This window comes from Acrocarpospora pleiomorpha, assembly GCF_009687885.1.
GTDB lineage: Bacteria > Actinomycetota > Actinomycetes > Streptosporangiales > Streptosporangiaceae > Acrocarpospora > Acrocarpospora pleiomorpha.
In genome coordinates this window covers 1-21,054 of record NZ_BLAF01000098.1, presented here as the reverse complement: position 1 = coordinate 21,054, position 21,054 = coordinate 1, and the positions used below count along the sequence as shown (strand labels likewise).

Sequence of the window (21,054 nt, the reverse complement as noted above, 5' to 3'; positions counted from 1 at the left end):
ACGGGACTGTTTCGCATATGTAACATCCGATCAATGCTGCGCAAAAATCTTGCAAGCTAGCGTCCGTTTTCTCGCTGTTCCTCGCAACTTCAGGGATGCACTGCGTCCGTGCACCTGCCCCGCATCACGTGCGGTGAAGGCGCATGCCTTCAGACCCGGTCCAGTCGTGCCTGACGAGAGAAGAAGAACGCGAATGAGAAAGCTGAACATGCCGTTACGGCTGGTGGCGACGGTGGTCGCCGCCGGGCTGCTCGTGTGGGGGTCGGTCGTGCCGGCCTCCGCGGCGGGCGGGCCCAACCTGTCGCTGGGAAAGGCGACCCTGGCCAGTAGTGCCACCGGTGGACATGCGGTGTCGGCCGTCAACGATGGCAATCAAGCCACCTACTGGGAGAGCACCAACAACGTCTTCCCGCAGTGGGCGCGGATCGATCTCGGCGCCGCCACCAGTGTCGACCAGATCGTGCTGAAGGTGCCGGGTGACCCCGCCTGGCAGACGCGTAGCCAGACACTTTCCGTTCAGGGCGGCGCCGACGGGAACGCCTTCAGCACGGTCGTGGCCTCGGCGAGCTACACGTTCAACCCGGCGACCGGGAACACGGTCACGATCAACTTCCCGGCCGCGAGTCACCGGTACTGGCGGGTTGACGTCACCGCCAACACCGGCTGGCCCGCCGCGCAGATCTCCGAGTTCGAGATCTACGGCGCCGGCGGCGGCGGGAGCAACCTCGCCTCCGGCCGGACCATGACCGGCAGCAGCGTCTCGCAGAACTATGTCGCGAGCAACGCCAACGACGGCAACCAGGCCACCTACTGGGAGAGCAACAACAACGTCTTCCCCGAGTGGCTGCAGGTCGACCTCGGCTCGTCGGTGAGCGTGAACCGGGTCGTGCTCAAGCTGCCCGCGTCCGGCTGGGCCACCCGTACGCAGACGCTCGCCGTCCAGGGCAGCCAGAACGGCACGACCTTCACCGACATCGTCGGCTCGGCGGGGTACGTGTTCAACCCGGCCTCCGGCAACACGGTGACGATCACCTTCAACCCCACCTCCACCCGGTACGTCCGGCTGAACATCACGGGCAACACCGGCTGGGCCGCCGGGCAGATCTCCGAGTTCGAGGTGTACGGTCCCACGAACACCGACACCCAGCCGCCAAGCGCGCCGACCAACCTGGCCTTCACCGAGCCGGGCGGCGACCAGATCCGGCTGACCTGGACCGCCTCCACCGACGACGTGGGCGTGACCGGGTACGACATCTACGCCAACAACCAGCTCCGGGCTAGCGTCGGAAATGTCACGACATACACCGACACCCAGCCGTCCACGGCCACGGTGACGTACTACGTCCGGGCCAAGGACGCGGCGGGCAACCTGTCGGGCAACTCCACCAGCGTGACCCGCAACGGTACGCCGGGCGGTGACACGCAGAACCCGAGCGTGCCGGGCAACCTGGCGTTCACCCAGCCGGGCGCGGGCCAGATCCGCCTGACCTGGACCGCCTCGACCGACAACGTCGGCGTGACGGGCTACGACATCTACGCCAACAACACCCTCCGCGCCAGCGTGGCCGGAAATATCCTCACTTACACCGACACGCAGCCGGACAGTGCGACCGTGACCTACTTCGTGCGGGCCAAGGACGCGGCGGGCAACCTGTCAGGCAACTCGGGCAGCGTGACCCGCAACGGCACCGGCGACCCCGGCTCCAACCTCGCCATCGGCAAGGAAATGGTGGAGTCCGGCCACGTGCACTCATTCGTCGCAGCCAACGCGAACGACAACAACACGGCCACCTACTGGGAGGCCAACTCCGGCGCGTTCCCGAACACGCTGACCGTCAAGCTCGGCTCCAACGCCGTGGTCAGCTCGGTCGTGCTGAAGCTCAACCCGGGCACCGAATGGGGCACCCGTACCCAGAACATCCAGGTGCTGGGCCGCGAGCAGAGCGCGACCGGCTACACCAACCTGGTCTCGGCGGCCAACTACACCTTCAACCCGGCCTCCGGCGGCAACTCGGTCACCATCAACCTGAGCGCGACCGTCGCCGACGTACAGCTGAAAATCAACAGCAACACCGGCGCGCCCGGCGGGCAGGTCGCCGAGTTCCAGGTGTTCGGCGTGCCCGCGCCCAACCCCGACCTCACCGTCACCAACCTCTCGTGGACCCCGGCCTCGCCGAACGAGACCAGCGCGATCACCCTGTCGGCCACGGTCCGCAACTCCGGCACCGCCGCCTCCGCCGCGGACAGCGTCAACTTCTCCCTCAGCGGCGCGCTGGTCGGCAGCGCCGACATCCCCGCCCTGGCCGTCAACGCCACCGCCACGGTGACCGCCACCATCGGCACCCGCGCCATGGGCAGCTACGAGGTCAGCGCGCGCGTCGACGCGGACAACACCGTGTTCGAGCAGAACGAGACCAACAACACCCTCATCGCACCGACGCCGCTGGTGGTCGCCCAGGCACCCGGTCCCGACCTGCAGGTCACGGGCATCACCTCCAATCCGCCGAACCCGGCGGCCGGATCCCAGGTCACCTTCACCGTGGCCGTGAACAACCGCGGCACCACCGCGTCGGGCGCGACCACGGTCACCCGCGTCTCGGTGGGCGGGACCACGCTCAACACCAACACCGCGTCGATCGCCGCGGGGGCGACCGTGAACGTGGCCATCGCCGGAAGCTGGACCGCCACCAGCGGCGGTGCCACCATCACCGCCACCGCCGACGCCACCAACGTGGTGGCGGAGACCAACGAGGGCAACAACACGATCTCCCAGGCGATCGTGGTCGGGCGCGGCGCGGCCGTCCCGTACGTCGAATACGAGGCCGAATCCGCCCTCTACCAGGGCACCCTGCTGACGGCCGACGCCCTGCGCACCTTCGGGCACACCAACTTCGCCACCGAGTCCTCCGGTCGCCAGTCGGTACGCCTGAACAGCACCGGCCAATTCGTCGAGTTCACCTCGGCCAACCAGGCCAACTCGATCGTGGTTCGCAACTCGATCCCCGACGCCCCGGGCGGCGGCGGCATGGACGCCACGATCAGCCTCTACATCAACGGAACCTTCGCCCAGAAGCTGAACCTCTCCTCGCGGCACAGCTGGCTCTACGGGAACACCGATCAGCCCGAGGGGCTGACGAACACCCCGCAGGGCGACGCCCGGCGGCTGTTCGACGAGTCGCACGCGCTGCTCTCGCAGAGCTACCCGGTCGGCACCAAGTTCCGGTTGCAGCGGGACGGGACCGACAACGCGCCCTTCTACATCATCGACATGATCGACCTGGAGCAGGTGGCCCCGCCGGCCGGCCAGCCGGTCGGCTGCACCTCGATCACCACCTACGGCGCCGTCCCCAACGACGGCCTCGACGACACCACGGCCATCCAGCGGGCCGTGACCGACGACCAGAACGGCGTCATCAGCTGTGTCTGGATCCCGGCGGGCCAGTGGCGCCAGGAGAAGAAGATCCTCACCGACGACCCGCTGAACCGGGGCCAGTTCAACCAGGTGGGCATCAGCAACGTCACGATCCGCGGCGCGGGCATGTGGCACTCCCAGCTGTACACGCTGACCGAGCCGCACCTGGCCCAGGGCATCAACCACCCGCACGAGGGCAACTTCGGCTTCGACATCGACAACAACGTCCAGATCTCCGACATCGCCATCTTCGGCTCGGGCCGCATCCGCGGCGGCGACGGCAACGCCGAGGGCGGCGTCGGCCTGAACGGCCGGTTCGGCCTCAACACGAAGATCAGCAACGTCTGGATCGAGCACGCCAACGTGGGCGTCTGGGTCGGCCGCGACTTCGACAACATCCCCGACCTGTGGGGTCCTGGCGACGGCCTGGAGTTCACCGGCATGCGGATCCGCAACACCTACGCGGACGGCATCAACTTCACCAACGGCACGCGCAACTCCAAGGTGTTCAACTCCTCGTTCCGTACGACCGGTGACGACTCGCTGGCGGTGTGGGCCAACAAGTACGTGAAGAACCAGGCGATCGACGTCGCCCACGACAACCAGTTCATCAACAACACGATCCAGCTGCCGTGGCGCGCCAACGGCATCGCGATCTACGGCGGGTACGGCAACAAGATCGAGAACAACCTCATCTACGACACCATGAACTACCCCGGCATCATGCTGGCGACCGACCACGACCCGCTGCCCTTCTCCGGCCAGACGCTGATCGCCAACAACGCGCTCTACCGCGCGGGCGGCGTCTTCTGGAACGAGGACCAGGAGTTCGGCGCCATCACCCTGTTCGCCCAGGGTCAGCCCATCCCCGGCGTCACGATCCGCGACACCGACATCGTCGACTCCACCTATGACGGCATCCAGTTCAAGACCGGCGGCGGCGAAGTGCCGAACGTCGCCATCACCAACGTCAAGATCGACAAATCCAACAACGGCGCCGGGATCCTGGCCATGAGCGGCGCGCGCGGCAGCGCGACGCTGACCAACGTGACCATCACCAACTCGGCCACCGGAAATATCGTCATACAGCCGGGCAGTCAGTTCGTGATCAACGGCAGCTAGCCGCCACGACCGACCGGCCATGCGGGCGCCGACCCCCGCATGGCCGGTTTGTTGTGTCAGCCCAAATAACTGTGCACCATGTCAGGACTTCCGGACGTCCACCACCATGCTCAGGACGAAGAGCAGGAAGAGCGCGATCGAGCCCGCGATGACCAGCGCGGAGCCGGACAGCAGCCCGGTCGTCATGGCCACGGCGGTGAGCGCCAGCGCGGCGAGCACCGCTGCCGCGATCTTCCAGTCGTCGCCGATGATGAAGTCGTACCAGAACCGTCCGAAGGTCTTCAGGAATCTCATCGGGCCATCTCCTTTCGCAGCATGGGCAGGGTGGCGACGAGGAGCCGGGAGAGCAGCAGCCATCCGGCCAGCAGGACCAGGATGGCCAGGTCGCCGCCGGGCCACTCCAGGCTGTGGTGCTCGGCGCCGAGCACGCCGAGGCCCTCGACCGCCCAGTACGTGCCGAAGGCGGCCAGCAGCAGGCCCACGCCGTACTTGAGGGTGTTCTCGGGGATCATGGAGAGGGGTCGGTGCAGTACGGCGCCGAGCAGGAGCACCAGCGCTCCGGCCGCGACCGCGCCCCACACGGCGCCACCCATGTCGCCGGCGCTCAGGCCGAAGGTGATGACCACGAAGACCACCTCGACGCCTTCCAGGAAGACGCCCTTGAACGAGACGACGAAAGCGAAGGTGTCGATGCCGAAACGCCGGTCCGAGCCGGCCGCGCGGGCGGCGGCGGCCTGGTTGGCGAACTCCTCGGTCTCGTCGTGCAACGCCTTCAACCCGCTGGAGCGCAGCGTCGCCTTGCGCAGCCACTGCAAACCGAAGATCAGCAGCAGCGTGCCCACCACGAGCTGGAGCGCCGCCTCCGGAAGCCAGGTGCTCAGCGCGTAACCGGCGGCGAAGGTGAACGCCGTCAGGGCCAGCAGCGCGGCGACCGTGCCCGCGATCGCCGATCGCCAGCTCCGGGTGAATCCCATGGCCAGCACGATGGTCAGCGCCTCGACGAACTCCACGAACGACGCGATGAAGGTGGAGCCCACCAGGCCCCAGGTCGTTCCTTGCACCATGCAACCCCTTCATGGATGTAACAGAAGTTTCAGAATAACGTTAGTTACATTGTGCTCGGCATGTCAACGGGGCTGGTAGCCTGCTGGCCATGGCGAAGGAACCCGAGAACGAGCGGCGCTGGCTGCTGCTCGTCTACCGTGTGCCGTCCCAGTCCTCCAAGGCCCGGGTCGCCGTCTGGCGTGATCTCAAGCGGCTCGGCGCGCTCTACCTGCAGCAGGCGGTCTGCGTGCTGCCCGACCGCGAGGAACTGCGGGCCGCCCTGGACCGGGTCCGGGAGCGAATCGCCGAGCTGGAGGGTTCCAGCCACTTCTTCGTCCTGGACGATGTGGATGAGCGCGAGCACCGGCAGATCCTCGACGGCTTCCGGGCCAACTCGGCCAAGGAGTATGACGAGATCGTCGAGGAGTGCGAAACCAAGTTCTTCAAGGAGATCGAGTTCGAGCGTTACCGGGAGAACTACACCTTTGAGGAGGCCGAGGAGATCCGGCAGGATCTGGAGAAGCTCCGCCGCTGGCTGCGCAAGGTGGAAGGCCGCGACTGGGTCGGGGCTCCCGGCCGGGACCATGCCCGGGACCGGGTGGCCGAGTGCGAGCGCCTGCTGGAGGAATTCGAGGCCGACGTCGCGGAGCGGGTCGGCGAAGCGGGCTGACCGTCAGCGAGCGGGGGTCGGGCTTCGGAGCGGGCTGACCGTCAGCGCGCGGTGGCTGGTTGGGCTTCGAGTCCGATGCCGCGAAGTGGGCTGATCGTTAGCGCGCGATCGCCGTCGCGAAGCGGGCCGACCCTCAGCGCGCGGCGAGCTGGGCTTCGAGGCCGTCGAAGATGACCCGCAGGCCGAACTCGAGGCTCTGGTCGGGTGCCTCGCCGTAACCGGTGTCCTGGACGGCCTCAATACGGGCGTGTAGCCGGGGGAACCGCATCGCGATCTCGCCGGCCTGCGCCATCATCTCCTTCATCTGCTCCTCCGCGTCGCCGCCCTCCCGGCGCAACCGCCTGGTCAGCGTGACCGCGGCCGACTCGCCGAGGGTGATGCCGAGCACGAAGATGAAGACCGTGGCCATCGCCCGGTCCGCGTCGGCGCCGACGAAGCCGGCCTTCTCGTAGATCGCGAGACCGTGGTCGTCGTGGCGTGACTTTCCCGGGCCGTACATCACATGGGTGCCCATGGCCATCACCAGCCAGGGATGCCTGATGATCATGTCGTAGAGGCTGTGGGCCATGGTCGTGGCCGCCGTGCGCCAGTCGACCGCGTCGAGATCGGGGAGCTCGATCTCGTTCCACACCTCGTCGCCCGCCAGCTTGACGAGGTTGTCCTTGCTCTTGACGTGCCAGTAGACCGCCGTCGCGGCGGAGCCGAGCCGTTCGCCGAGGCTCCGCATGTTCAAGCCTTCCAGACCTTCGTCGTCCAGCAGCTCGATGGCGGTCCGGACGATCCGCTCGATGGTCAGCGTGTCGCGCGGCATGCGCCCAGGATACGGCATTGCACATTGTTCAAGAAAGGAACTTGCACAGTGTTCAAGTCTGGCCCTAGGCTCCTCTTGAACATTGTGCAAGTTTCTTGGGAGGGCAGATGGCCATCACCGCCAGAGGGTTGAGAAAGTCCTACGGAGACCACGTCGTGCTCGACGGCATCGACCTGGACATCGCGGAAGGGACGATCTTCTCCCTGCTCGGGCCCAACGGCGCGGGCAAGACCACCGCAGTCAAGATCCTCACCACGCTCATCAAGGCCGACGGCGGTCAGCTGACCGTCGGCGGGCACGACCTGGCCCGCGAGCCCGACGCGGTCCGCGCCATGATCGGCGTCACCGGCCAGTTCTCGGCCGTCGAAACGCTCCTCAACGGTGAGGAGAACCTCCTGCTCATGGCCGACCTGTGGCATCTGGAGCGGCGTCAAGGACGGCGGCGCGCGGCCGAGCTGCTGGAGCGGCTCGACCTGGTGGAGGCGGCGAAGAAGCCGGTCATCACCTATTCGGGCGGGATGCGCCGCCGGTTGGACCTGGCCATGACCATGGTCGGCTCGCCCCGCGTCATCTTCCTCGACGAGCCCACCACCGGTCTGGACCCGCGCAGCCGCCGGGGGATGTGGCAGATCATCCGTGACCTCGTCGCCGACGGGGTCACGATCTTCCTCACCACCCAGTACCTGGAGGAAGCCGACCAACTCGCCGACCGGATCGCGGTCCTCGACCACGGCCGGCTCGTCGCCGAAGGCACCGCCGAAGAACTCAAGCGCCGCGTGCCGGGCGGCAGCATCGCCCTGCGCTTCGCCGACCTCGCCGCCATGGACGCCGCCGCCCGCGTCCTGGGCCAGGTGACCCGCCATGACGACGACCTCAGCCTGCACGTCCCCAGCGACGGTGGCGTCGCGACGCTGCGGACGGTGCTCAACCAGCTCGACAGCGCCTCGGTCGCCGTCGAGGACCTCTCCCTGCACACCCCCGATCTCGACGATGTGTTCCTGGCCCTGACCGGCACCATGGAAAGGGAGGCCTCGGCATGAGCTACGCCGTCACCGATTCGATCACGATGCTGCGCCGCGATCTCAAGAAGATCCTGCGCTACCCGACGTCCGCCATCTTCGTCGTCGGCTTCCCGCTCATCTTCCTGCTGCTTTTCGTGTACGTCTTCGGCGGCGCCCTGGGCACCTCCGTCGCCAACCTGGGGAACGGCAGCACCGACTACGTCGACTACATCCTGCCCGGCCTGGTCGTGATGACCGCCGCCACCGGCTCCCTCGGGACGTCCTCGTCGGTCAACGTCGACATGACCGAGGGGATCATCGCCCGATTCCGGACCATGGCCATCTTCCGGCCCTCGATCCTGATCGCGCGCGTCGTCTCCAGCATGATCCAGACCCTGACCAGCATGGCGTTGGTCATCGGGGTGGCGCTCCTGATGGGCTTCCGGCCGCACGCGGGACTCGCCGAGTGGATCACCGCGGTCGGCCTTCTGGCCCTGGTCACCTTCGCGCTCACCTGGATGGGCGTGGCGTTCGGCGTCGCGGCCAAGACCCTCGACGCGGCCAGCAACGCGCCCTTCCCGCTGATCATGCTTCCGTTCGTCGGCAGCGGGATCGTGCCCACCGAATCCATGCCCAACGGCGTACGCCAGTTCGCCGAATATCAGCCTTTCACGCCCATCATCGAGACGCTTCGCGGCCTGCTCATGGGAACTCCGATCGGCCATAACGGGGTGATCGCCATCGCCTGGTGCGTCGGGCTATCGATCGTCGGGTTCCTGTGGGCCAGGAAGAACTTCAACCGTGATCGCACCCAGTAGGTCACGCGAGGTTGGCGCGGCGGGTGGCGGTCCGTTCGACCACCGTCGCGCCTGTCTCGGCTTCGAGGACCGGGGTGTGGCCGGCGGCGCGCAGGGCGGTGAGGGTCTCCGCCTCGCCGACCGAGCTGATCAGCACGGTGGGCGCGATCTTGCGCAGGCCCAGCGCCCGGAGCGCGCGGGTGCCCGCGAGCTCGTCGATGAGGGTCTCGTCGTCGGAGCGGATGCAACAGCCGGAGCGGACCACCCGCATCCGCCCGTGGACCCGGCCGACGTCCTTGATCAGGTATTCGAAGGGCTGCGGCAGGGGAGCCTCGGCGACCGCGGCGAGGCGTTCGAGCAGGTCGGTGGCGTCATGACCCCGGTCGAGGGCGTGCCGTACGCTCGCCGGGCTGAACCGCCAGACCACGGCGTGCCCTTCGGACTCGCGGTCCGCCATCCCGTCCAGCAGGTCGGCCAGCGCCGCCTCCGGCGCTCCCCGCACGACAGCGGTCAGGTCGGCCTGGAAGTAGGCGGTGACCTGCGGGGCCGGCAGCATGCCGGCCAGGGCGGCGACGAGCGCGTCCGTCGACGGCTCGGATGGTCCCGACGCGCGGAGCAGGTCGAGCAGGGCGTGCCCCGGCTGGGTCAGCGCGCCGCGCGCGACGACCCCGAGCAGTTCGGCCTCCCGGAGGGTCGCGGTCATGCATCCCGTCATGTCGGGCATGTCGGCGGCGTGGTGGGGCCGGTGCCAGGTGGCGCGAGCGATGAGGTAAGGCAACGCGTCCGGGCCGGTGCCCTTTCCGGGAGGCAACGCGGCAAGCGCTTCCAGCACCGCGGACCGGACGCCGACCGCGAAGGGATGGTGCGGCTCGGTGAGAGCCACGGGTGTCCCGTCCTGATCCGCGGTGTAGGTGAAGATCGCGTCCACGCTCGCCCACTCGACGATGATCCTGACCAGCCGTTCCTCCGTCCGCCCGGTCCGCCACTCGTCGTACGCCGAGGTGGGCAGCAGTGTCATGACCGGCTCGGGAAGCTTGCCGCGATGGCCCTTGGGCCGCGGCACCGGCTCGGCGTGCGCGCCGAGCAAACCGGCCTCAACCGTCAGGTCCAGCCAGAATCTGGTGATCTCCTCGGACAGGCCGAGCGTTTTGGCCAGGCGCTTGGTGTCGCGCACCGCGAGCCCCCCGGACTTGCGTATGGAGGGAGGCTGGACGGCGCACGCGGCGATGAGCCGATCGAGCTGGGAGACGGCGGCGAGCGCGGCGGCCTGAGCGGAACCATCAGCGCCGGATATATCCGGCAGGTTGAGCGGAGGCGAGGGCGGCCGCGGATGGAAACGGGCACGCGGTTCACCGAGCACCGCCGTGACCACCTCGATCGGCACCTCCGCCACGTCGTGCGCCCCGGTCGGCAGCAGCAGCCCTCGCGCCGCCAGCCACTCCGTGTTCGCGTCCGCCGAGCCCGCGGCTCGGAAACTGGACTTGGCGGTGTACGCATCGTTCTTGAACACACGAGTCTGAACCCGCGCGCCGTTCCCGGCGATATTGGCCAGCCACTCCCGCGCGGCGGCGGGCCCAACGGCGAGCAACTCGCGCACCCGAGCCTGGTCGGTCAGCACCGCGAGCACGTTCCGCTGCGCGACCTCACGCGTCCCCGCCTTGGCCAGCCCGAGCGCGCCCGCGATCCGGTGCACCTCCGGCGCGTTGAAGTGCGCGCTCATGAGCTCGGCCGCCGGCCGGCCCAACCCCGCCGCATCCGTCAGGTGCAGGTGCACCGCGTTCGGCACGACCACCGACTCGCCGTACGGCGGGAGCACCAGCACCTTGCCGGCCAGCCCGTCCAGGACGGCCTCCGCGTCCGCGCGCGCCCCCGGGTCTGATCCGGCCAGAAGCCGGACCACGTCGGCACGCGGCACCGCGCGGTCCCCCGGGTCATGGCCGTGCCAGTAATGGCTGGGCGGATCCCCGTGCTGCCGCGCGGCCAGCCAGGCCACCGCCGACAGCGCCTCGATCTCGGGAAGCGTGCAGGAGTTGAGAGCGGTCAACGCCACCGGGTACTGAAGGAGCAGCCGAGCGAGATCCCGCGGCGAAACTCCGCCATCACTGACATATCCGGCTCCGGCCAAGAGGTCCCGCAGCTCTCCCGGAGCCTTGGTCTTCAGCCATGCCGTCAGATGGCGTTCCGTACTCACGGACGCACCCTACCCAGCTTGCATGCGCGGTGACGACGGGAGATGCGTTCTCGTCGAACTCATACAGCCTCGCCGCGGCGTGGCCGTCGAGACGTGCACGCAGGTGCGAGTGAGCTTTGACGGTTGCGGGCGAGTGGTGATAGGTATGCCGTATCGATTCGGCATCAGCCGATCGGAAGACGAGGAGGGGTTGATGCCGACCATCAGCCGAGCGGTGCCGCGATGACTGTCCGCCATGTGCGCACGGACACGCTCGATCCGTACATCCGGGGCGAAGAGCTCGGCAGGCGCATGGCAGCTGAGATCGCCACGAACGTCCGCGACTACGAGCGCCTCTTCGAGGCGGTCAAGGTGACCACCGCCGATCTCCCCGCGTTCGGCTCCGCGGCGATCGACCAGGTCCGCGCCTGGGCCCCCAGCCTGGTACGCGAATGGGAAGGTCTCGCCGCCGGATCCGGTCTCGACCTGTGGCGGATCGGCGTGCTCAACGCCCGGACCGAAATCCTCGCCACGGTCAAGGCGCCCTGCGAGGGCGAGTGCTCCGTCGCCGTGTACGCACCGGGACAGGGCCCGCCCCGCAGCGTACAGACCTGGGACTGGCACGACGCGTTCGAGAGCGAGCGCTTCATGGTCGCCCACCCGACCGAGGGTGGCGCGCGACTGCGCTACTTCACCGAAGCCGGACTCACCGGCAAGATCGGTATCGCGGCCCGCGACCGGGGCACGCTCGGGCTGCACCTCAACATCCTCCACCATTCGAGCGACGGCGACGGCCTCGGCGTCCCGGTCCACGCCGTCATGCGCCGGGTGCTCGAATGCGCCGACTCCCTGGAAAGCGCCGCCGACATCGCCCGCTCCGCCGCGGTGTCGGCCTCGTCGGCGCTCACCGTCGTCGGCTACGAGCAGGGCCGCTCCTGGGCGGCCACCCTGGAGATCTGCCCCGATGGCGTCGCCGTCGTGCCCCCGGACGAGGAGGGATTCCTCGTCCACACCAACCACTTCGTCGACCCCGCCCTGGCCGAAGGCGACCTGATGCCCAAGTCGTCCGACACGTGGGATCGGATGGCGGTGCTCGGGCGGCGGCGGGAGCTGCTTCGCTCTCCGCTCGTGGACGAACGGTTCGCGTTCCTTCGCCGGCACGCCGCGGATGGCGGCGCCGTCTGCTGCCATCCCAACCCTGAGCTGGCCTTCGAGGAGCGCTGGCGCAGCCTCATCACGATCGACCTCGACTACGACCAGCACGTCGTCAGGCACGTCGACGCGGGGCCCTGCCAGCACGACGTACTCGGCCATCGGACGTTCTAGGAGTTTCCCATGATCGCTGGCCGGAGCCGTGGCCCGAGGATCTCGCGCACCCCTCGATCCAGACCTTGCTGAACGCCTCGCCTGACCACGGGAGACTCTGATGGCACCCCCCAAGTCCCGCGTCACGATCAAAGACGTGGCCGTCGCGGCCGGCGTGTCGCCGACCACCGTGTCCGACATCGTCAACGCCAAGGGCCGCGTCGACCCCGAGACGCGCGCCCGGGTGTTGAAGGTCGTGGCGGATCTCGGCTGGCGGCCGTTGCGGTCGGCGCGGGGACTGCGCACCGGCCGTCGCGGGATCATCGCGTTGTGCCTGCCCCGGCGGCCACGGTCGGGCGATTCGTGGGTGCTCACCTCCGATTACGACATGCGTCTCACCATCGGGGCGGTGAGCGCGGCCATGGATCAGGGGCAGTTGCTGCTGATGGCGCCGACCCCCGCGAACGACGAGGACGTGGCGCGGTTGGAGGTGGACGGCGTGGTGCTCGTCGACCCGGAGGAGGGTGACCTCAGCCGCATCGCCCTGCGGCGCAACGGCATGCCGGTGGTGACGGTGGACCGTGAGCTGGGCAGTGACGACCCCTGGTGGGTGGGGGTCGACAACAAGGCGGCCGTGTCGAACATGCTCGACCACCTGCGGGAGCAGGGCGCCAGGCGGGTCGCGATGCTCACCGCCGACTCACCCTGGGCGTGGTTCGAGGACACCCAGGCGGCGTACGCATCCTGGTGCGCCAGACACGGCTTCGAGAAACTCACCGCACTGGTCGAACGCGCCAACCCCGAGTCGACCGCCGCCGCAGCGTCCACGGTCATGTTGTCATCGGACGCGCCACCGGACGCCGTGATAACCGATGTGTACGGTGCTGCGCTCGGGGTCCTGCGGGCGGCCCGCGACCTGAGATTGCGGATCCCGCAAGATCTCATGATCGGCTCGGCCGTCGACGGCCACGTCCTGGAAACGGCTTCTCCGCCGATCACCGCGCTCGACCTGCAGCCCATGGACGTGGCACGTGCGGCGGTGCTGTTGCTCGAACGCCGCATCAATGGCGACGACAACCCCGCACCGATCATCGTGGGCGAAGGGTATCTGCGCATCCGGACGTCCACGCAGCGGCGTGATGGCAGGTAGCGTAGCCGGACTCGCCACCTACCCGGTGAAAGGGTTCCCCGCAGCCTCTCTCGATCGAGTAGAACTCGCTCCGAACAGCGGAATGCCCTACGACCGGCTGCTCGCCGTCCGCAACGGCTCGCCCATCGAGGGCGCGACCGGCTGGACTGACAGCGAGCGCTTCCACCGCCTCATGACCACCGAACGCCTGGCCTCGATCGACCTCCGCCTCACCTCCGGCACGCTCGATCTCCGCTTGGGTGGGGCCCTCGTCGCACTCGACCTCGAAGGTGACCTGCCAGCACAGGCCGGGGCAGCCATCCGGGCATGGCTCGGCGTGCAGGACCGAGCGGTGGAGTTCGTCGCGCGGGGAGCCCATCTGTGGGATCACCGGGATGCCTCGATCTCCATCATCAACCTCGACACCGTCGACGCGCTGAGCAAGGTGATCGGACGTCCGGTGGACTTCCGTCGCTTTCGCGCGAACATCTACCTTCGTGGGCTCGGAGCCTGGACGGAATGGAGCCTCGTCGGAACGACCCTCCGGATCGGCGAAGCCACGCTTCGGATCATGCGCCCAACCGAACGTTGCCGAGCCACGACGGTCAACCCCGACACCGCACAACGCGACCTCAACATCCCGGCGGCGCTCGCCTCTCGGCTCGGACACCTCTACTTCGGCCTGTACGCCGAGGTCGAATCCGGCGGAGCCGTCCGCCTGGGAGATCCGGTCCACCTTGACCCGCCGAGCGCGGACGACGTCTCGTTCAAGACCTCGGGCGCGGACGGCTCGGTCCCGTCGATCTCCTGGCCCCGGCCGGTACGGATCGTGAAACGATGCGCGGAGGACGACCGCGTAACGAGCTTCTGGCTCGAGGGCAGTCTTCCGCAGCCTCTTCCTGGCCAGCACGTTCGCGTACATCTTGAGGCTGAAGCCGTCACGACATGGCGCTGCTACACGATCTCGGACGTGGAGCGCGACCGATGGCGGATCAGCGTTAAGTGTGAAGAGTCCGGGCTGGTTTCGCGCTACCTCCACGATCACGTACAGGTGGGCGACACGCTGACCGTCACCGGCCCGTTCGGCGAGGCGACCGTCGAGGGCAGCACACCTCTTACCATGATCACAGCCGGTATCGGAATCACCCCTGCGGCGGCGATCGTCGCCGCGATGGCTCGATCCGTTGTCCGACCTCGCATCCGAATCCTCCACACAGCGACAGATTCCACGGCCCTCGGCCTCTGGGCAGAAGTCCGCGACGGTGTCAGATCACTCGGTGGTCGGTGCGCGCTGTATCTCACGCGCGCCGACGCCGAAGAATGCGCCGCAGTCGGCGCCGAGCGCGGCAGACCGTCGGCCGACGATTTCACCGCATCCGCCGATGGCATTACCTACATCTGCGGGCCGAAGTCGTTCATGCGGACGGTCAGCAACATTCTGGTCGCCGCTGGCATACCCGCGAGCCGAATAGTGACCGAGACGTTCTATTCACCCGCGAATGTGGACCTCGACCCAAGAACCCCCACAAGCACGGGCCCGTTCACCGTCCTGGCCAAAGGCCGATCGCTGACCTGGACGCCAGCGGACGGCACACTCCTCGATCTCGTTGAGGGAGCCGGAATCACCACCCCCTCCGGCTGCCGCGCAGGCGCCTGCGGAACCTGCCTGCAACCGGTCACCGGCACCATCGAGTACCTCCTCGACCCGGTCGATCCACCCCCACCCGGATTCGCACTGCTGTGCTGCACAGTCCCCGCCTCCAACCTGATCGTCGGCACCTAGCGAAGAAGAGCGAGGCCCTAGCCTCCGCATTGAACTGAGAGATCACCAGTAACTCCTGGTGATCGGCCCTGCGTCCGCTGGCCTGTGATCATCCTTCGCCTCTGGATCGGCTTGTTTCACAGAGTGCACGAACGGCGAAATTTCGCGAATTGCCTCTCATTCTCCTGCGACATATATTTATAACGTAACAAGTGCTACATAGGAACTTATGTTACCCATACCTAACTTTTCTGGACAGGAAGCCCCCATGACCTCTCTTGTCGTACCGCCTGAGTTGCATCATTCGCATCGTGACGTGACCGGCGGCTGGCTGCGACCGGCCACGTTCGGCGTGATGGACGGCCTCGTATCCAACTTCGCGCTGGTCGCGGGCATTGTCGGTGGCGGCGGGACCGGCCCTGCCGTACTGCTGGCAGGTTTCGCCGGTCTTGTCGCCGGCGCCTGCTCGATGGCGACCGGCGAATACACCTCGGTGTCGTCCCAGACCGAACTCATGCGCGCCGAGATCGCGATCGAACGCCGCGAACTGGAACGCAACCCCGAGGAGGAACTACGCGAACTCACCCTCGTCTACGAGGCCAAAGGTCTGCGCCCCGAACTCGCCGCCGAGGTGGCCCGCGAACTCCACCGCCGCCCCGAGGTGGCCTGGCGCGTGCACGTCCGCGAGGAACTCGGCGTCGACCCCGACGACCTGCCCTCCCCCTGGACCGCGGCCGCTTCCTCCTTCCTCGCCTTCGCGCTCGGCGCGCTCATCCCGCTGGTGCCCTTCCTCTTCGGCGAAACCAGCCTGGTCCCCGCCCTCATCGCCAGCGCCGTCGCCCTCGCCGTGACCGGCGGGCTGGTAGCCCGGCTCACCGCCCGGCCGATGTGGCTCGGCGGAGGCAGGCAACTCCTCCTCGGCGGCCTCTCCGCCGCCGTCACCTATGCCATCGGCCTCCTGGTCGGCGTGGGAATCTCGTGACTGGTCCGTTACCTTCGTCGTATGAGTCCACGTCGAGCTCCGGGAAGCCTGGAGTCGGAGATTCTCGCCATCCTCCACGCCGCTGGGCGGGCGATGTCGCCAGGCGAGGTCCGGGAAGCGCTGGTGGAAGGCGGGAGCGAGCTTTCGTACAGCGCGATCGTCACCACGTTGTCGCGGCTTCACGGCAAGGGCGTGGTGACACGTCAGCGAGATGGACGCGCGTTCCGGTATGCCGCGCCCGCTGATTCCTCCGGTCTGGTGGCGTGGCGGATGCGGCGGCTGCTGGACGCCGAAGACGATCACGCACCGGTGCTGATGCACTTCATCTCCGGCCTGTCACCGGGGGATGAGGACCTGATCCGCCGGCTTCTCAACGGAGAATCCGATGATGCTTGACCATTTGCTCATCTCGACCGTGACGGCGCCGCTGGCCTTGGTGGTGTCGGTGCTGTTCCTGGTCGACCGGCTCCGGCCCGCCGTAGCCGTGATCGTGTTCACCGGCGCGGCGGTCACGGCGGCGGCGTCCAGCATGGTGTCGGTCGCCGCGATCATCGCCTATGCCGGCGTCGCCGGCGTCCGGGGCAATCGTCTCACCTGGACGTCCTGGGTCGCGCTGGGCTTCCTGACCGTGATCGCGATCCTGCTGGTACGGCGGGCGATGCGGGAACGGCGCTCCTACCGGGCGGCCCGCGAACTGGCCGCCGCGCTTCCCGGCGACGACCCGGTGGTGTTCGCGCCGGGCGAGGTGGCGGAGGCGTACAGCGTTCCGGGCCGTCCTGGCCGGATCGTCGTGAGCGAGGCGATGCTGCGGGCACTGAGCGACGAAGACCGGGCGGCCGTGGTCGAGCACGAGCGCGCGCACCTGGCCACGGGCCATCACGTCTGGCTGGCGGCGAGCCGGCTGGCGATCTCGGCCCATCCGTTGTTGTGGCCGGTCCGGCCGGTCATCGCGTACGTGGTGGAGCGCTGGGCGGACGAGCGGGCGGCCACCCGGCTGGGCAACCGCGTCCAGGTCGCCCGGGCGATCGGCGCCGCCGCCCTGGTCAGGTCGCCCGCACCGCCGGGGAACGGCGTGGGCTTTCTGGGTGGCCGACGGGGCGTTCCCCAGCGGATCTCGGCCCTGCTGGCCCCCTTGCCGTCGATGGGCTACGCGGCACTCCTCATCATTCCCGCGCTCTGTACGGCGGGTTCGCTGGCGTGGACAGGTGAGGTGCTGATCGACCTGTCAGAGCTGATCCGGGCCAAGCCAGGTGATCCGCTGTGCGGCTCAACCGGGTAGGCGGATCCGGGACGAGGGGGGTGGCGACTAGCCGCCCCTTTTGTGTTTAGGTTAGGCTTAGCTAACTTCTACAGCGATGTAGAAGCTGTCTTGCCTATGGAAGGAACCCCCTCGTGCTTCACTCCCCGCGCACGCTGCCCGCGCTGCTGGTCGGTGTGCTGCTGCTGTCCCTCGCCGCCTGCGGTGGTGAGCAGAGCGCCGGCACGGCACCCTCCAGCGCCGCCGCCACCAAGAAGATCACCGTTTACAGCGGCCGCAGCGAGGAGCTCGTCAAGCCGCTGCTGGACAAGTTCACCCAAGCGAGCGGAATCACCGTCGACGTGCGGTATGCCGCGACGGCTGCCATGGCCGCCCAGCTGCTGGAGGAGGGGGAGCGCTCGCCCGCGGACGTCTTCTTCGCGCAGGACGCCGGGGCGCTGGGCGCGGTGGCGAAGAAGGGGCTGTTCGCGCCGCTGCCCGCGGACGTCACCTCGCGCGTTCCGGAGACCTACCGCGCCAGAAGCGGCGAATGGGTGGGCGTCACGGCTCGCGCTCGCGTTCTGGTCTACAACCCCAGTAAGGCCACCGAGCAGGAGCTGCCGGCGTCGGTCTTCGAGTTGACCGACCCGAAATGGAAGGGGAAGGTGGGCGTCGCCCCCACCAACGCGTCGTTCCAGGCGTTCGTCACCGCTCTGCGCGTACAGCACGGAGAGGACAAGGCCAAGGAGTTCCTGGCCGGTCTGCAGGCCAACGAGCCGCAGATCCGCGACGGCAACGGCCCCATCCTGGAGGAAGTCGACGCCGGGACGATGACGGTCGGCCTGATCAACCACTACTACCTGGGCGAACTGGCCAAGGAACGCGGCCTCACGCCGGACAAGCTCACCGCCAAGCTGCACTTCTTCCCCGGTGGGGACACCGGCGCTCTCGTCAACGTGGCCGGTGTTGGCATGCTGAAGAAGGCCGCGGCCAACGCCGACGCGAAGGCGTTCGTCGACTACCTCCTCGGGGCTGAGGCACAGGCCTACTTCGCCGAGCAGACCTTCGAGTATCCGGTCGTCGCCGGGGTGACGGGACCCGCGGGGGTGCCCGCGCTCAGCGAGCTCCAGGCACCCGACGTCGACCTGAACGACCTCGACGAGCTGGAGGCCACCATCACCATGATCAAGGAATCGGGCCTCGTGCCCTGATCATGAAAAGACGCGCTACCGGGTTCCGGCCGGTGATGGTGACGATGGCGGTGCTGGCCGTGGCCGTCGCGCTGCTGCCGGTCGGGTATCTGGCCATTCGGACCGCCGAGGCGGGCTGGGACAAGATCACGGCCGAGCTGTTCACCGTGCGGATCGTGCGGCTCGCTGTCACCACTGTGTCGCTGACGGCGGTGGTGACAGCTGGGTGTCTGGTCTTGGCGGTCGGCTCGGCCTTCCTGGTCGTGCGCAGTGACCTGCCCGCCCGGCGGTTGTTCGCTGTGCTGGCCGTGCTGCCGCTGGCCATCCCGACCTATGTGGCGGGGTTCGCGTGGCGTTCCACTTTCGAGGGGTTCGAAGGGTTCTGGGCCGCCGCGCTGGTGCTGGTGCTGTGCTCGTATCCGTACGCCTTCCTGCCGGTGGCGGCGGCGCTGGTGAACGCCGATCCGGCGCAGGAGGAGGTGTCGCTGGCCCTGGGCCGGACGCCGTGGCAGACGTTCACCGGGGTGACCCTGGCCCAGATCCGGCCCGCCGTCGCCGGTGGGGGGCTGCTGGTGGCGCTGTATGTGTTGTCGGACTTCGGCGCGGTCTCCACGCTGCGCGCCGACACCTTCACCCGCGCCGTGTTCGTCGCCTTCGACCTCGGGTTCGACCGGACCGGCGCGCTGGTGCTTTCGACCGCTCTGCTGATGCTGGCCCTGGTCGTCCTGGTGGCCGAGAACGCCACCCGTACCGCGGGGGCCCGGCATGCGCCGCTGCGGGGCAGTCGCCGCCCGCCGACGCTGGTCGGCCTCGGCCGGGCGCGCGGGCCTGTCGCGATTCTGCTGGCCGCGACGGCCTGCCTGTCGCTGGGCGTGACGGCCGTCAGTCTCGTCCAGCGCTTCGCCGAGGGTGTTTCCCGTCCCCGTGGCTGGGCCGAGGTGGCGGAGGCGCTCGGGAACTCGGTGGTCCTGTCGGCCGCAGGAACCGCCCTGACGATGGCGCTGGCCCTGCCCATCGGCCTGCTCGTCGCCCGAGGCCCCGGCCGCACGGCCCGGCTGCTCGACCGGCTCACCTATGTCAGCCACGCCCTCCCGGGCCTGGTCGTCGGCCTGTCCCTGGTCTTCTTCGGGATCAACGTCGCATACCCCATCTACCAGACAACCTGGCTCCTCGCGCTCGGCTACGCGGCGCTGTTCCTGCCGCTGGGCGTGGCGGCCACCGCCGCCGCAGCCGCCCAGTCCCCGCCCGTGCTCGAACAGGTCGCGGCCTCGCTGGGACGTTCCCCGCTCACCGTGCTCCGTACGGTGACCATCCCGCTCCTGGCCCCCGGCCTGGGCGCGGGCGCCGCCCTGGTATTCCTGGCGTGCATGAAGGAACTCCCCGCCACGCTGCTGCTCCGTCCCACCGGAACCGACACCCTCGCCACCTCGCTGTGGCGCAGCACCTCGGTGGCCGCCTACGCCGCGGCCGCCCCGTACGCCGGGTTGCTGGTCGCCCTGTCGACGATCCCACCCCTCGTCCTGGCCGCCCGTGCAGGCGTCCTGCAGAAGCCCAGAAAACGGAATCGCTCATGAATGCCCTGGAGATCTCCGCAGGCGTGAAACGCTTCGGCCCGGTCACCGCTCTGGCCGGGGTCGACCTCGCGGTGCCGCCGGGCACGCTGACCGCCGTCCTGGGCCCATCCGGCTGCGGCAAGACCACCCTGCTCCGCTGCGTCGCGGGCTTCGAACGACTCGACACCGGCGACATCCGGCTCAACGGCTCACCCGTCGACGGACCACGCACGTTCACCTCCCCCCACCGCAGGCGCGTCGCGATCGTCCCCCAGGAGGGTGCCCTGTTCCCGCACCTGTCCGTCGCCGGCAACATCGCGTACGGCCTGCCCCGCGACCACCGCCGCACCACCCGGGTCCAGGACCTGCTCACCCTCATGGGCCTGGACGGGATGGACAACCGATTCCCGCACCACCTGTCCGGCGGCCAGCAACAACGCGTCGCCGTCGCCAGGGCCCTCGCCCCCCGCCCCGCGCTCATCCTCCTAGACGAGGCATTCAGCGCCCTCGACGCCGCCCTGCGCGCCGACCTCCGCGACGACGTCCGCGCGGCCCTACGCGCCGACGGCGCCACCGCCCTCCTGGTCACCCACGACCAAGGCGAAGCCCTCTCCACCGCCGACCAGGTCGCCGTCATGCAAGCCGGCTCGATCCTCCAAGCCGCCCCACCAGAAACCATCTACCAGACCCCCGCCACCCCCTGGATCGCCTCCTTCGTCGGCGGCGCCATGCTCCTCCCCGGCCACTGGACCACCCCAACCACAGTCACCACCGCCCTGGGCCCTCTACCCGCACTCGGCACCCCCACCAGCACCCCCGTAACCGTAATGATCCGCCCCGAACAAATCACCCTCTCCGACCCCCCACCC

Annotated in this window: 17 protein-coding genes; 13 read left to right on the top strand and 4 right to left on the bottom strand. The window is 68.6% G+C overall.

Annotated features, from left to right (window positions below; genetic code table 11):
* Positions 1-193: 193 nt before the first annotated feature.
* A complete protein-coding gene (locus Aple_RS48090) occupies positions 194-4,534 on the top strand; it encodes a galactose-binding domain-containing protein (RefSeq protein WP_170322036.1) in 4,341 nt (1,446 codons plus the stop codon).
* Positions 4,535-4,615: 81 nt separating this feature from the next.
* On the opposite strand, the gene Aple_RS48085 is transcribed toward Aple_RS48090, so the two are convergent.
* Together Aple_RS48085 and Aple_RS48080 are read right to left on the bottom strand one after the other, a co-directional pair.
* Positions 4,616-4,828, bottom strand: a complete 213-nt coding sequence (locus tag Aple_RS48085) for a hypothetical protein (protein WP_155351496.1) — start codon at positions 4,826-4,828, stop codon at positions 4,616-4,618.
* Positions 4,825-5,598 (bottom strand): COG4280 domain-containing protein, encoded by a 774-nt coding sequence (locus Aple_RS48080; protein ID WP_170322035.1) that lies wholly within the window; start codon positions 5,596-5,598, stop codon positions 4,825-4,827. The genes Aple_RS48085 and Aple_RS48080 overlap by 4 nt, the downstream gene beginning before the upstream one ends.
* 89 nt (positions 5,599-5,687) lie before the next feature.
* Between Aple_RS48080 and Aple_RS48075 the strand changes: the two genes are divergently transcribed.
* Positions 5,688-6,248 carry a Chromate resistance protein ChrB gene (locus tag Aple_RS48075; protein WP_155351495.1) on the top strand — a complete coding sequence of 187 codons (561 nt, stop codon included), beginning with the start codon at positions 5,688-5,690 and terminating at the stop codon, positions 6,246-6,248.
* Between the two features lie 133 nt (positions 6,249-6,381).
* Here the strand turns inward: Aple_RS48075 and Aple_RS48070 are convergent, their stop codons facing one another.
* Positions 6,382-7,059, bottom strand: coding sequence for a TetR/AcrR family transcriptional regulator (locus tag Aple_RS48070; RefSeq protein WP_155351494.1), 678 nt, complete (start codon positions 7,057-7,059; stop codon positions 6,382-6,384).
* A gap of 107 nt (positions 7,060-7,166) precedes the next feature.
* Here Aple_RS48070 and Aple_RS48065 point away from each other — a divergent pair, with 107 nt between their 5' ends.
* Positions 7,167-8,099, top strand: coding sequence for an ATP-binding cassette domain-containing protein (locus Aple_RS48065; RefSeq protein ID WP_155351493.1), 933 nt, complete (start codon positions 7,167-7,169; stop codon positions 8,097-8,099).
* Positions 8,096-8,878: an ABC transporter permease gene (locus Aple_RS48060; RefSeq protein WP_155351492.1), complete on the top strand. Its 783-nt coding sequence runs from the start codon at positions 8,096-8,098 to the stop codon at positions 8,876-8,878. Before Aple_RS48065 ends, Aple_RS48060 begins: the two co-directional genes overlap by 4 nt.
* A gap of 1 nt (position 8,879) precedes the next feature.
* Here the strand turns inward: Aple_RS48060 and Aple_RS48055 are convergent, their stop codons facing one another.
* Positions 8,880-11,048 carry a helicase-associated domain-containing protein gene (locus tag Aple_RS48055; RefSeq protein ID WP_155351491.1) on the bottom strand — a complete coding sequence of 723 codons (2,169 nt, stop codon included), beginning with the start codon at positions 11,046-11,048 and terminating at the stop codon, positions 8,880-8,882.
* Between the two features lie 222 nt (positions 11,049-11,270).
* Between Aple_RS48055 and Aple_RS48050 the strand changes: the two genes are divergently transcribed.
* The 9 genes from Aple_RS48050 to Aple_RS48010 all read left to right on the top strand — a co-directional run.
* Positions 11,271-12,353, top strand: a complete 1,083-nt coding sequence (locus Aple_RS48050; protein WP_155351490.1) for a C45 family autoproteolytic acyltransferase/hydrolase — start codon at positions 11,271-11,273, stop codon at positions 12,351-12,353.
* Positions 12,354-12,453: 100 nt separating this feature from the next.
* Positions 12,454-13,482 carry a LacI family DNA-binding transcriptional regulator gene (locus tag Aple_RS48045; protein ID WP_155351489.1) on the top strand — a complete coding sequence of 343 codons (1,029 nt, stop codon included), beginning with the start codon at positions 12,454-12,456 and terminating at the stop codon, positions 13,480-13,482.
* Positions 13,472-15,244: an MOSC domain-containing protein gene (locus Aple_RS48040; RefSeq protein WP_170322034.1), complete on the top strand. Its 1,773-nt coding sequence runs from the start codon at positions 13,472-13,474 to the stop codon at positions 15,242-15,244. The genes Aple_RS48045 and Aple_RS48040 overlap by 11 nt, the downstream gene beginning before the upstream one ends.
* Before the next feature lie 247 nt (positions 15,245-15,491).
* On the top strand, positions 15,492-16,205 hold the full coding sequence (locus tag Aple_RS48035; protein WP_155351487.1) for a VIT1/CCC1 transporter family protein: 714 nt from the start codon (positions 15,492-15,494) through the stop codon (positions 16,203-16,205).
* A 21-nt stretch (positions 16,206-16,226) separates the two neighbouring features.
* Positions 16,227-16,601: a BlaI/MecI/CopY family transcriptional regulator gene (locus tag Aple_RS48030; RefSeq protein ID WP_155351486.1), complete on the top strand. Its 375-nt coding sequence runs from the start codon at positions 16,227-16,229 to the stop codon at positions 16,599-16,601.
* Positions 16,591-17,484 carry a M56 family metallopeptidase gene (locus tag Aple_RS48025; protein WP_155351485.1) on the top strand — a complete coding sequence of 298 codons (894 nt, stop codon included), beginning with the start codon at positions 16,591-16,593 and terminating at the stop codon, positions 17,482-17,484. Before Aple_RS48030 ends, Aple_RS48025 begins: the two co-directional genes overlap by 11 nt.
* Positions 17,485-17,597: 113 nt before the next feature.
* Positions 17,598-18,653 carry an iron ABC transporter substrate-binding protein gene (locus Aple_RS48020; protein ID WP_155351484.1) on the top strand — a complete coding sequence of 352 codons (1,056 nt, stop codon included), beginning with the start codon at positions 17,598-17,600 and terminating at the stop codon, positions 18,651-18,653.
* Between the two features lie 2 nt (positions 18,654-18,655).
* Entirely contained in the window at positions 18,656-20,206 is a 1,551-nt protein-coding gene (locus Aple_RS48015; RefSeq protein ID WP_155351483.1) for an ABC transporter permease, read from the top strand.
* Positions 20,203-21,054 (top strand): ABC transporter ATP-binding protein (locus tag Aple_RS48010; RefSeq protein WP_155351482.1); only part of this gene is annotated, 852 nt, incomplete at its 3' end. The genes Aple_RS48015 and Aple_RS48010, both read left to right, overlap by 4 nt.